Below are 12,257 nucleotides of genomic sequence, written 5' to 3'. Positions count from 1 at the left end.
CATTTAAAAACAGACAAAACGCCATTATGCGACCGAACCAATACATCACACGCGCCATCCTGCTGGGCACGGCCATCACGGCTTCCTCCTGCATGATGGGTCCCGACTTCAAGCCGGTGGACATGCCCATGCCCACGGCGTTCAGAGGAGCCTCCGCGGCCACGGAGTCCATTGCGGACCTGCCCTGGTGGAAAGTTTTCAAGAACAAGGATCTCCAGGACCTCCTGACGGATACCTACCAAAACAACCGTGACCTGAAGGCCACCATGGCGCGCGTGGAAAAGGCCCGCCAGTACATCACCATCACGGAAGCCCCGCTCTTCCCGTGGGCGGATTATTCCGGCTCCCTCAGCAAAGGCTCCAACTACACCAGCGGCAACGTGGTCCAAACCTCCGCCGTTGGCAATACCTTGACGCCCGGATCCATTGACGCCGGCATCTCCTGGGAGCTGGACATCTGGGGCAAGACGCGCCGGATGACGGAAGCGGCCCGCGCAGACTACCTCGCTTCCGAAGAAGGCCAGCGCGCGCTCATGCTCTCCCTGCTCCGCCAGGTGGCTGACTCCTACCTCCAGCTCCTCCAGCTGGACGAACAGCTTGCCATTGTGCAGAAATCCGTGGAATCCTATTCCGAAAGCCTCCGCCTGTTCGACGAACAGCTTGAAGGCCAGGTGGGCGACAGGCTCCAGGTAGCCTCCGCCAAGGCCGCCCTGGCTTCCTCCCAGGCACAGATTCCCGCCATCCAGGTGCAGATCGCCAATCTGGAAAACGCGGTCTCCGTCCTGGCCGGACGCGCTCCCGGCCGCATCCGCCGTTCCGGCAGCACCCGTGACATCGCCTACAACGTGAAGGTTCCCGCCGGCATTCCGGCCTACATCCTTTCCAGAAGGCCCGACGTCCGCCAGAGCGAATACCAGTTGCGCGCGGCCAACGCGGAAGTGGGCGTAGCCATTGCCAACTATTTCCCGACCATCTCCCTGACGGCGGCCGGCGGCCTGGCCTCCGCGGACCTGCGCCACGTGCAGGGCCGCCGCGGCGGCTGGGGCTTTGGAACCAACCTGACCGGCCCCCTCTTCCAGGCGGGCAAGCTGACGGCTTCCGAAAAGGCTGCCAAGGCCGAATTCCTGGCAGCCAGCAACGACTATGAACAGACGGTGCTGAACGCCCTGGCGGAAGTCTCCAGCACGCTCATCCAGCGGGCCAAGCTGCGCAATATCACCTCCATCCAGTCAGAGGCCGTGGAAGCCTACCAAACAGCGGTGAAGCTCTCCTTTGAGCGCTACCGCACGGGCCTTTCCAACTACATTGAAGTGCTGTACGCCCAGCAGAACCTGTACCCTGCGCAGATTCAGCTTTCCCAGTACTACTATCAGCACGCCAGCACGCTGGTTTCCCTGTACACGGCCCTGGGCGGCGGCTGGAACATGAGCCACAAGGCTATCATGGATGGCCCGCCCAAGCGATAAAAAACGCTCCTCCCTTAAAATCGGGAGTTTCCTTGACTGTTTTTTTCATTCCCCGGCAAGTACAAGCTTGCCGGGGAATTTGCTCTCCGGAGGAGCGGAAAACAGGCGCGCCGCCTTCCCAGTCCCTGGCAGGCCGGGCATCCGCGGTCTTCCCGCTTCCGGCAGAAGGGATTGATGAGTCCGGAGCGGGACGGTCAATGGATTATCCACTGTTTGCGCCGCTTCACGGATTGCCGGGCATCGCATCTCCTGCCCACCTCCTTTTTCCCTTTCCCCGGCTCGGGTTCCGCGGGGGACGGAAGCAGTTTTGGAATTGATTTGGAACCAATTCATTTACAATCAAGATAGCGTAAAAGAATTGCATCGTGTTTTTCAGGAATTAATTATCCACGATTTTTCTATTCCATAATTACGGGCAACTCCATACTGCTCCTGCTCTTACAGCTGATTTCAAGCGCCTGGGCGGATTCCTAATCCGCTTGTGGACCCATCCAATGCAAGCATGGATAAAGGCTAGAGAATCATGGGAAAAGGAATTGTCCTGAAAAGACCAGATCTTTTAAATTATGATGAATATCAATATTTTATGATAAACAATACATTTACCGTTAATATTTTTAATTGTTGACGGATTAGGAATTCGATAAAAAACGGACGTTCTCTTGCGCGGGAACATTTCTCCAATCCGTACAGCAATCAATATGAAGACCACATACCTGACCCTCCTGGCCGCCGTTCTGGGAGGCAGTCTATCCTTCGCCGCTTCCATCAATGGAATGGATTCCTCTTATTCAAAGGGTTACACCATTTATGACGGAAGCAACGGAGACACCCTGAATGTTTCCTCTCCCTCCGTGCCCGTGCATACCGGCTCCGGAGCCACTCCATGGACCATGGCCCTGACCATTTCCGACCTGGGCACCACCTCGGGGACGGATGTAGGCCTGCTGTTTACCTATAATACCACCTCCAATTACAAGAACCTGGAGGGGATGGGCTACCGGCTGACGGAGTCGGGAGACCTCACTCTATGCGCAGGCGGCTTTAACTACAACGGAGGCACGGCAGGCACCTCCCCCTGGAAAACGCAAACGCTTTCCGGCTATTCCGCAGGACAGGCCCTTACCCTGTTTTACACATACAATGACGGGAATGTCACTATTTCCGCCATGCTGGGGGACGATACGTCCACCCTGACCACTCTGGCCTCCCTGAACGGCTCCGGGGTCAAATTCGGCAGCGTCACCATGAACCAGCTCAATTTTTCCGCCAAGGACGGTTCCGGAAACACCTGGACTCCTCCGGACGGCGTCACCGGGGAATATACCCTGAACAATTTTGACCTGTACCTGGGAGCACTGACAGAAGACCAGATGAAGGAATACGCCTTGAGCGCCGTTCCGGAGCCGGCCGCGGCCTCCCTCGGCCTGCTGGGCCTGGGCATGCTGCTGGTACGCCGCCGGAGAGCCTAGCCTTTTCCAGCCACGGCCATCCCTGTCCATTCAGGGATGGCCGTTTTATTCACTTTTTTCAAACATCCGTTTCATTCCCCTGCTCCCCTTGATGAAAACCAAGCTCCCTCTCTCCCTCCTGGCCGCCCTGCTGGCGGTTTTCCCCTCCGCCATCGCCGCCCCTGCGGGCACGGACCTGGGCAACGTCATGTACGTAGGCGATTCCATCACCCACGGCATGAACAGCGGCACTTACCGCTGGGCCCTCCATAAAATATTTGCGGACAACGGCATTTCCTACCATGCGGAAGGCGTGAAAACCGGCAACTATTCCGGAGGCGTCACCGCGGGAACCTCCTACGGCGGCCAGGTTTTCAACAACGAACATTCCTCCCAGGCAAGCGCAAGGGCCTGGGAAATATCCGGCAGGAAAACCGGAAGCAGGTTTGACGGCTCCAACATCTCCAACTGGCTGGGGCTTTCCGATGCCAAAGCAAACGGAGCAGCCTACCAGGGCCCGACCTTCACGGGAACGGACACGCCGGATACCTTTTTCGTGATGATCGGCACCAACGACCTTCTCTCCGACGGCGACAATTCCACCCTGGACAGCCGTCTTGATTCAGTCACCCGGGATCTTCTGGCGGACATGGACGCCATCGTAGACACCATGCACGCCGCCAACGGCAGCGCGAACGTCATCGTTCTCACCATTCCCTGCTGGACCCAGCATTCCAACGGCAATTCGGACGCCACCCACCAGGCGGTGGAAACCTATAACGCCTCCCTGAATTCCTGGGGGCAGTCCAGGCAGGGCGTCACGGTCATCGACGTCAACAGAGGGATCATTGACGTGGCTTCCTCCAAGCCGTTTTACGGGGTGCGGTCCATGTTCAACAATCCCGCGGCGGACGGACTCCACCCCAACACCCAGGGAGACCTGCTCATGGCTGGCAACATCGCCAAAGCCATGGGCTATGCGGGCCGCTCTGCCGGACAACTGCGCCGGGACGCCGGGGAAATGGCCGTCAACTTCCACCAGGGCGCAGGAGCGCCCGCATGGACCGGAGTGCAGAACCTGGCGGATGCGGGCTTTTCCGTATCCAACATTGGCGTGAACGCGGAAGGAATCAGCCTGGGACAGGCGGGGACAAGTTCCATTTCCCGGACATGGACGGAGGGAACGGCCCTGAAAAACGGCTTTACCTTTGATTTCAACCTGGTCCTGGGAGACGGGGCGGCAAACGGCTGGAATCTCTCGGACCAGTTCAGCGTCAGCCTTGGGAACGGCTCTTTTTACGGCACGCTCAACATTAACGAGGCCTATATCAAATGGGGGGATACCATCCTGTATTCCCTGGACATGTCCGCCAATACGGAAAACCTGCGCATGGCCTACGTCACGGGCAATGAGCAGGAAGGGCTGAAAGGCGGCTATTACGTCTGGCTGGGGGACATGCTGATCGGGGAAGCGCTTTCCGTCACCTCCGGTTCCGGCTGCAACGGCGTCATCATCCAGTATGACGGCAGCGGAAACGCCATCCTGAAAGACCTGTCCATGGACGGCACAGGATCGTATGCCCCACCCACTTCCGGGCTGGTCAATGAAGGGGACTCCTTTATTTCCGCCGGAGCGGACTCCGGGGGCTCGTCAGGCACTCCGGAGGGCAACATCGCGTGGCCGGAAACTGGCTTCACGCATTCCGCCGCCAACCAGAATTGCTCCGGCGTCTTCGATGCCCGCGCCCAGGCGGACGCCTCCTCCGGGAGGCTGGGAAACTCCGTGAACGTCACCATCACTTCCGGAAACGCCACGCATGTGTATGCCAGCACCGGCAATTATACGGGGGACGTCTGGCTGACCATCGCCAAGGAAGGGCAGGCCTCCGCCTGGTACGGGGCCCATGGAAATTCCGGAACGCTGAACGGGAATGCCGCCCTGCGCTTTACGGACGCCGCCACGGGCGGAAGCACCGTCTTCGGCGCCGTGAACGCCTCCGGCGTGACCGGAAACGTTTATCTGGAATTCTCCGCGGAAAACGCCTCCTTCGGCACCTTCACCAGCAATAGCGCCTCCTCCGTGGTCGGATCCTATGCTACGGATATCAAGGGGAACGTGAACATCGTGATTAACTCCGGCTCCTTCTCCAGCCAAATCATGGGCGGCATTTACGCGAATGCCAACAACGGCACAACCACCATCGGGGGAGCCACGCACGTTTACGTCAACGGAGGCTCCATTAACGGAGACGTGATGGGGGGAGGCCTGACAGGCTGCATTTCCGGCGGTTCCAACGCCACCGTCACGGGCGGAGTCATCGCCGGCTCCGTTTACGGCGCAGGCAAGGGAGGCTCCATCCGGGAGGGAAGCGCGGTACGCGTTACAGGGGGCACCATCAAGGGGGATGTGTATGCGGGAGGCTCCGGCGGCACCGTTCAGGGAAATACGTCCGTCACCGTGGCCGGAAACTCCGCCACGCTTCACAACGGGAAGTCCTGGAGCAGTATCTCCGGGGGCGGTTCCGGCGGCGCCGTCAACGGCAGCTCCATCGTGCGCATCCAGGATCTTTCCTCCGGGACGGCGGCCTACGGTTTTGACAAGTATGCCGGAACCATCAGCGGCGGCACGAATGTGAGCGGCGGCAGAAGCCTGGTGCTGGACCATGTGACCGTGGAGCATTTCCAGGCTTCCCTGAGCGACTTCACCCATGTTTCCGCCGTCAACCAGACCCGCACCACGCTGGATTCCCTGGGAGGAGCGCTCACCGTGACCATTGAAGCCGGAAGCGGACTCGTCCTGAACGGAGTTTCAGACATGACCACGCTCATTCTTGGGGAACACGCCTCCCTGACTCTTCAGGGACTTACCGCGGACAAGGTCATCGTGGACATTACGGGCACCAGCCACTACACGCTTTCCCTGACGGAGATTCCCGCCAGTCTGGACAACATCAAATTCCTGAACAACGGCGTCCTGTACGATGCGGCCATGTCCACGGACCCCCAGGCCAATTCCGCCATGGTCTTCGCCCAGGCGCCGGAGCCGGGGAGCGCTTCCCTGGGTCTGGCCGGACTGGCCGCCCTGCTGTGGCGCAGGCGCAGAAAAATCTTCCATTAACGGCCCTTTGTTTTCTTCAGGCCCTGATGGACGAAAGAAGCCCCCGCAGGCGTATGCCGCGGGGGCTTCCCATGGAAGGAAACGAAAGAGGAGGCGCATTGCTACGCCCGCCGGGCGCTTCATGGAAGCGCAAGGCTTCAGGCTCCCCTGTTTTTAAACAGCTCCAGCGCAAGCTGGGACCAGGTTTCCAGCTTCTCAAACATCTCCCCGGACAGTTCCTCCGGGGCCACGAAACGGAGATTGGCCAGCGCGGCTTCATTCGCGCGCACCCGGTCCGTATCCAGCTCAAACAGATGGACGATGCCCAGATGCACGGCTCCCACGTCATTGGAATCGTCATTGATCACGCCTAGCACCCGCTGGGTGCAGCTCCCGTCAATAACCAGTTCCTCGCGGATTTCACGCTCCACCCCGGCCAGATAGGTGGAAACATCGTCATGGCCGGACTGGCGGTCCACCGGATTGATATGGCCGCCGATGCCGATGGAGCCCTTGTCATGCAGCCGGGCCTCACCGCCGGAGCCGCCGCGCGTGTAATGCAGGATGCGGCCCTGGTGGCAGAAAATGGCATAGGCGATGATCTGCTTGTGGGAGGGGTCGTTTTCCGCCGCCTCCCGGTCCATGAAGGAGGAGACCCCCGGCTTCATGAACGCATTCAGATAATGATCCCCGCCTTCCCGGTGTCCCTGGAAATAACCCGCTTCTTCAAACGTGGCGCGGGGAACCACCAGAACCTGTTCTCCATTGTAACGTGACATGGAGACACCCTACCCGTTTTGACCCCGCGCTCAACAAAAAAGGCGCGGAAACGGCAAATTTGAGCCCCTTCCGGAACGGCCCCGAACGGCTTTCCGCCTCAGGAAATATCCCGGACTTCCACGCCGTGGTTCCGGAACCGGCGCATGATGCTTTCCAATTGATCCGTGCTCATGAGCTTGAGCGGCAGCCACAGCACCAGCTTCTTGCCGAACAGGAACAGCAGGGCGTGGCGCGTCTTGCACAGGGTAGTGAAGCGGTCGTAGGGGATATTCATGGGCTCGACGTCCTTGCTGGAGAAAGTCATGTAATCCTCATGGAAGACGTAATCCTTTTCCTGATGGTACATGGGCACCTTCTTGTTCGCGGCCAGGGCGGCCTTCGCCAGAAAGGGAACGTAGAACCAGGACAGGATGATCGCCATCAGCGCCCCGGCCAGGGACAGCCACGCGAATATGGGCAGCGGGCGCAGGGAGAAGGAGTACAGCGTCATCAGCACAAAAAAGGCGGTGATGGCCAGATCCAGCGGTTTCTTCCACTTGGGGCGCACCGTATTGTACCACATCACCAGCACCTGGGTCGCCAGGCGGTCGGAAGGCACGGGCTTGACGAGTTTGATGACCTCTGAATCCTGCATCATGGCGGCAGGGTAGCTTCATTCCCGCGGAAGAGAAAGCCTAAAAACAGGCCGTTCCGCCGCGTTTGTGTCAAAAAAGCCGCGCCGGAAAGGCGCGGGGGTCCTTTTTGTCCGCCCCAATTCACAGGGAAAGCCTCCTTCCCCGTACGCAGGCCAGAATTTCCTTGATAATCATGGTTCCCTTCATAGAATTAAAAGCCAAAAGCCTTTAGCAGACCCGGTGGCAGACAATCTTCAAATTCACGTACGCACGTTCCAGCCCGCAACCACTCAGGAACAGGCTCTGGAAACCTTGACGGATTCCATGGCGGAAGTCCTTGACGAACGTCAGCTAAGGCACATCAAGAATGCGGTCCTTCTGCGCGAGGAAACGCAAACCACCTATCTGGACCACGGCCTGGCCGTCCCCCACGGGCGCACCAGCGCGCTGGACTCCATGCAAGTCACCGTAGGCATCAGTCCGGAAGGCGTCCTCTGGCCGGATGACGCACGCAATGCCCACCTCATCGTGATGCTGGGCGTTCCCACCGCCATGGTGACCGGCTACCTGACCACCATGCAGAAGCTGCTGCGGTGGCATAAAAACGCTCCCCTGGGCCCCAACGGGGAATGGACGGGAGACGAAGCCAGCCTGCTGGCGTCCCTTCAACACGCCCTGCAATGACGGACAAGAAGAACCAGCCTGCGGCGAAGACGCGCATTTCATGGTCATGGCTGCGCATGGCGCTGAGCCTGCGTGAAAAGGTCAAGCTGGGTGACAAGCAAGTCATCTTCATCTGGGCAGTCGTCGTCGGCGCGCTGGGCGCCCTGACGGCCCTTGTTTTTGAAATGGGGGTGGAACTGGTGCAGGACGTCCTGACGGGACGCACCAGCTACAAGCAAATCCAGGTCTTTCAGGAAATGGCCAGCCAGGACTGGACCTGGTGCATCTTCGTTCCGGCGGCGGGCGGCCTGCTGGCCGGCCTCACCCTTCTCTTCACCCACCGCTTTGTCCCGGCCAAGGCCACGGAATACATGGAAGCCGTGGCGCTGGGCAACGGCTATGTGCCGCCCAAGCCCAGCCTGCTGCGCTCCCTGTCCGCCGTTTTCTCCGTAGGTTCCGGCGCCTCCATCGGCCGTGAAGGCCCGCTGGTGCAGGCCGCCGCCGTGGTGGGGTCCGCCCTGGGCCGCTTCTTCCATCTCTCCGCCCCGCGCCTGCGCCTGGTGGTTGCCTGCGCCGCCGCCTCCGGCATGTCCTCCGCCTTCCATACGCCCCTGGCCGGCGGCCTGTTCGTGAGTGAAATCGTGCTGGGCGCGCTGACCATTGACTTTCTCGCCCCCCTGCTGGTGGCGAGCTGCGCCGGATACTTCACCATGGGCCTGTTCCATGAACCGGCCCCCATCTACCAGCTCCAGCAGGAAGTGTCCCTGACGGGCAACCAGCATGTGCTCTGGTGCGTTCTGCTGGGCGCGCTGGCCTCCCTGGTCGCCAGCTTCTGGCTCCTGATCCTCAAAAAATCGCGCCAGTACCTGAACGGGAAGCGCCAGTGGCTTCCCGTGCGCCTGATGGCCGCAGGGATGCTGGTGGGCGTCATCGCCATCTTTTACCCGGAAATCGTGGGGAACGGCAAAAACATCATCACTTCCCTCATTCATTATGAATTTGACGCCACGAGGGCCGGCATCCTGCTATTCCTGAAAATCTTCACCGTCGCCATCGTCTTCGGCGTGGGTACGGTGGGGGGGGCCCTGACGCCCAGCCTGACCATCGGGAGCGTCTGCGGCTTCCTGTTCAGCGCGGCGCTCACCCAGCTCGGAGTTCCGGGGGACCATGCCATCGCCTATTCCCTGGTGGGCATGGCCGCCTTCTTCACCACGGCGGCCAACGCCCCCATCACCTCCCTGGTGCTGGTAGTGGAATTCACCATGGCCGGGCACATGATGTTCCCCCTGATCATCGGCGTTCTGGTCTCCTACGGCATGGCGAGGCTCACCAAGGCCCAGTCCATGTACCATGATTCCCTGGCCTTCGGACCCAGAAGCACCTTTGACAAGCCCCTGGCCCAGGTGCAGCTCCAGGACGTGGCGCGCAAGGACCCGCCCGTGGTCCACCCGCTGGATAAATTCGGCACGATTGCCTCCATGCTCATCAAGAACCCGGCGCAGCCCATCTTCGTCACCTCCCCGGCGGGCAAATACCTGGGCAGCGTGGTAGCGGAAGATGTGGCGGCCTTCGCCCGCAACAAGGAACTGGCCCAGGCCGTCCTGGCCATGGACGTGCTGCGCAGCGACATGCCCACGCTTCCCGCGGACATGCACCTTCCGGAAGCTCTGGGCATCTTCTCGCGCCCCCACTGCTCGGAATCCCTGGCGCTGGTGAACCCGAACAACGATCTGCTGCTGGGAGTGGTCAACAAGACGGACCTTTACCTGGTGCTCTCCGAAATCATGCGGCGGGAAAAGCTGCAATAGGAGAGGCGTTTTCCGGGCCGCGCCCTGGTTCCGGGAAGACCCGCGGGAAGCGCACCAGGCCCCAGGGGCTCTTAAAAAATACACGGACAAAGGCAACCCTCTCCGTTAATTCAAAGGAAGCCTTCTCTTTTCTCTTCGTCCGCTGGCTCCCTTTTTCTTTTCCGTCGCCGCATTGGCATGCGGCGCTCCCGACGGAATTCAGGGAATAAAACACCGCGGCCTTCTCCGGCGCCTCATTCCTCCGCAAACCTTTCATGAAAAAAGACGGGGAAACGCCGGCATGGCTGCGCCGCTGCCATCCGGGCAAAGGGCTTCCCGGTCTTTCCCGGCAGCATCCTGTCCGGCGTTCACCGGAGGCGGGCTCCCCCTTTCCGGAAACACGGACCCGCTTAAAAACGCATTTTTTCCACCCTCTTTTTTCGCAATAGGGGTCAGGTTAAAAATAACAACAAACTTGCATTTTTGACCTCATCCGGTACGCTTCCGGCATGAGCCGTACCCTGAGAATAGAATACCCTGGAGCGGTCTATCACGTGCAGAGCGAGGGCAACCGCGGAGACGCCATTTACCTGGACGACGAAGACAGGGAGACCTTTCTGCGCACTTTCCAGGAGGCGGCCCGCAGAAGCGGCTGGACCGTGTACGCCTATGCCCTGATGGCCAACCACTACCACATTCTCTTCCAGACCGCGCGCGCGAACCTGGTGGACGGCATGAAATGGCTCCAGACTGCCTACACCCAGCGTTTCAACGCGCGCCACCGCATGCGGGGCCACCTGTTTGCGGGCAGGTACCACGCCATGGTGGTGGAAGCGGAAAACGCCCACTATTTTTCCACCATCATCGACTATATCCATCTGAATCCGGCGCGGTCCGGCCTGGCACGCCGCCACACGTTCCTTTCCGGCTGCAAATGGACCAGCCTGCCCGCATGGCTGGACGCGCCCGCCAAAAGGCCCAAGTGGATTCATCCGGAGCGCGGCCTCGTCTGCTTTGGCTGCGACGACACGGACGACGGCCGCCAGAAGTACCTTAACCACCTGATGGGCCGCTTTGAAGCGGAACGCATGGACGAACGCTCCCTGCTCCCCGCCGACCATGTGGGCCCCGGCACCGTCCAGCGGGGCTGGTGCTACGGCTCCAGCGCCTTTCGCGCCAGGCTGGTGGGCGAACTTCCCCGGCTGGCGCGCAGAAAGCCCGTCACGACGGGCATGCGCGCCTCGGAAATAGGGGAATACCAGGCGGAGATCATTGTGAAAAACGGCCTGAAAGCGTTCGGGCTCTCGGAGGAGGACTTGCTCGTCACGCCCTACAGCCATCCGTCCAAGCTCATCATTGCCCTGGCCGTCCGGCAAAGCACGCTGGTTCCGTACGCCTGGATCAGCAACCGCCTGCACATGGGCATTCCCAAATCCATGGGCACCCTGCTCCACCGGGCCAAGAAGATGGCGGAAACGGACTTGAAGACGCGGGCATGGATCGAACGCCTGACCGCCTGATTTTTCCCTGCGGGAGCGTCCAAAAGAAGCTTCTCCCGGCCCGTCACATGGAAAAATCCGGAGGGAGGGAACCATGCCGTCCCTCCGGACATCACCCCGTGACAGGATAAAGAACGCCGGAGCGAACGATGTTATGCCCTGCGCCGGCGCACCAGCATAGCGGCCAGCCCAAGCAATCCCATGGATGCCGAAGCCGGTTCCGGAACAACTGAAAACGCCATGGCCGCAACCCCGGCTTTCTGCCCTCCGATACGGAAATCAAGAGTATCCGCCGTCGCCTCCCCTGTCCATTTGACCAGGGTCAGCTTGCCGTTGGCGAAGGAAGGCGTGGACGAAAAACCGGTCCCGTCCGTTGCCGCGTATTCAAAGGTGCCGGTTCCCCCGGTCACGGTAGTGGCCCCCGGAGCGGCCACGATACTGGAAATGAACATGTAAAATGTCACCGTGTCTCCCACCGTCAGCCCCCCCAATTGAATGGAGGATGTGGTGGAGCCTCCGGCGCCGGGAGCCATGTAGGAGGACAGCGCACCGTAATCAAAAGAACCGAGGGTATTGACCAGATCCGTCATCGCCGCCTTGTTCTGGTAATAGGCGTAATAGGCAGGGTCACCCTCCCCGGGAGTTACGGCGGAAAGCTCCGTGTTAAAGAAATTCCCGGCGCTTTTAACGATTTTAAGCGTGTAGGGAGTATCGCTTCCGGAAGCGTCCGCCAAGGGGAGAACAGCCGCAGCATTGGAAGTGTACTGGTTCATGCCGTCTCTGCCTGGGCCATCCCTGTACACGTCCACAAAAACGGAAGCCGCCTGGGCGATGGAAAAAGCCCCTCCGGAAATAAGCAGGAATAATGTTTTCTTCATGGTTTTTGACTATTCTGACAAT

At 60.1% G+C, this 12,257-nt stretch carries 9 protein-coding genes; 6 read left to right on the top strand and 3 right to left on the bottom strand.

Translation table 11 applies throughout. The features are described from left to right. The first annotated feature begins 26 nt into the window (after window positions 1–26). The 3 genes from QSJ36_RS01600 to QSJ36_RS01590 all read left to right on the top strand — a co-directional run bounded on the left by QSJ36_RS01600 (window position 27) and on the right by QSJ36_RS01590 (window position 6,035). On the top strand, window positions 27–1,466 hold the full coding sequence (locus QSJ36_RS01600; RefSeq protein WP_102722256.1) for an efflux transporter outer membrane subunit: 1,440 nt from the start codon (window positions 27–29) through the stop codon (window positions 1,464–1,466). Window positions 1,467–2,167: 701 nt separating this feature from the next. Continuing rightward, on the top strand, window positions 2,168–2,938 hold the full coding sequence (locus QSJ36_RS01595) for a PEP-CTERM sorting domain-containing protein (RefSeq protein WP_102722255.1): 771 nt from the start codon (window positions 2,168–2,170) through the stop codon (window positions 2,936–2,938). 91 nt (window positions 2,939–3,029) lie between these two features. Continuing rightward, window positions 3,030–6,035 carry a GDSL-type esterase/lipase family protein gene (locus QSJ36_RS01590; RefSeq protein WP_285466660.1) on the top strand — a complete coding sequence of 1,002 codons (3,006 nt, stop codon included), beginning with the start codon at window positions 3,030–3,032 and terminating at the stop codon, window positions 6,033–6,035. A gap of 137 nt (window positions 6,036–6,172) precedes the next feature. Here QSJ36_RS01590 and QSJ36_RS01585 read toward each other — a convergent pair whose 3' ends face one another. Together QSJ36_RS01585 and QSJ36_RS01580 are read right to left on the bottom strand one after the other, a co-directional pair. Next, the gene (locus QSJ36_RS01585; RefSeq protein ID WP_022397996.1) at window positions 6,173–6,793 is read right to left on the bottom strand and encodes a hypothetical protein; all 621 of its coding nucleotides are present in this window, start codon (window positions 6,791–6,793) and stop codon (window positions 6,173–6,175) included. 98 nt (window positions 6,794–6,891) lie between these two features. Then, complete coding sequence (locus QSJ36_RS01580; protein ID WP_022397997.1) at window positions 6,892–7,431, bottom strand: YcxB family protein; 540 nt, start codon at window positions 7,429–7,431, stop codon at window positions 6,892–6,894. Between the two features lie 217 nt (window positions 7,432–7,648). On the opposite strand from QSJ36_RS01580, the gene QSJ36_RS01575 reads away from it, so the two are divergent. From QSJ36_RS01575 to QSJ36_RS01565, 3 genes are all read left to right on the top strand, one after another. Beyond that, window positions 7,649–8,092, top strand: coding sequence for a PTS sugar transporter subunit IIA (locus QSJ36_RS01575; protein ID WP_180971054.1), 444 nt, complete (start codon window positions 7,649–7,651; stop codon window positions 8,090–8,092). Beyond that, on the top strand, window positions 8,089–9,879 hold the full coding sequence (locus QSJ36_RS01570; RefSeq protein WP_285466400.1) for a chloride channel protein: 1,791 nt from the start codon (window positions 8,089–8,091) through the stop codon (window positions 9,877–9,879). The genes QSJ36_RS01575 and QSJ36_RS01570 overlap by 4 nt, the downstream gene beginning before the upstream one ends. A 488-nt stretch (window positions 9,880–10,367) precedes the next feature. Beyond that, window positions 10,368–11,378 carry a transposase gene (locus QSJ36_RS01565; protein ID WP_285466398.1) on the top strand — a complete coding sequence of 337 codons (1,011 nt, stop codon included), beginning with the start codon at window positions 10,368–10,370 and terminating at the stop codon, window positions 11,376–11,378. Window positions 11,379–11,509: 131 nt separating this feature from the next. Here the strand turns inward: QSJ36_RS01565 and QSJ36_RS01560 are convergent, their stop codons facing one another. Beyond that, the gene (locus QSJ36_RS01560; protein WP_102722249.1) at window positions 11,510–12,235 is read right to left on the bottom strand and encodes a PEP-CTERM sorting domain-containing protein; all 726 of its coding nucleotides are present in this window, start codon (window positions 12,233–12,235) and stop codon (window positions 11,510–11,512) included. Between the last annotated feature and the right edge of the window lie 22 nt (window positions 12,236–12,257).

It is taken from the genome of Akkermansia sp. NBRC 115031, from assembly GCF_030268505.1.
GTDB lineage: Bacteria > Verrucomicrobiota > Verrucomicrobiia > Verrucomicrobiales > Akkermansiaceae > Akkermansia > Akkermansia massiliensis.
The sequence above is the reverse complement of the archived record's forward strand: the minus strand, read 5'-3'. Positions and strand labels throughout refer to the sequence as shown.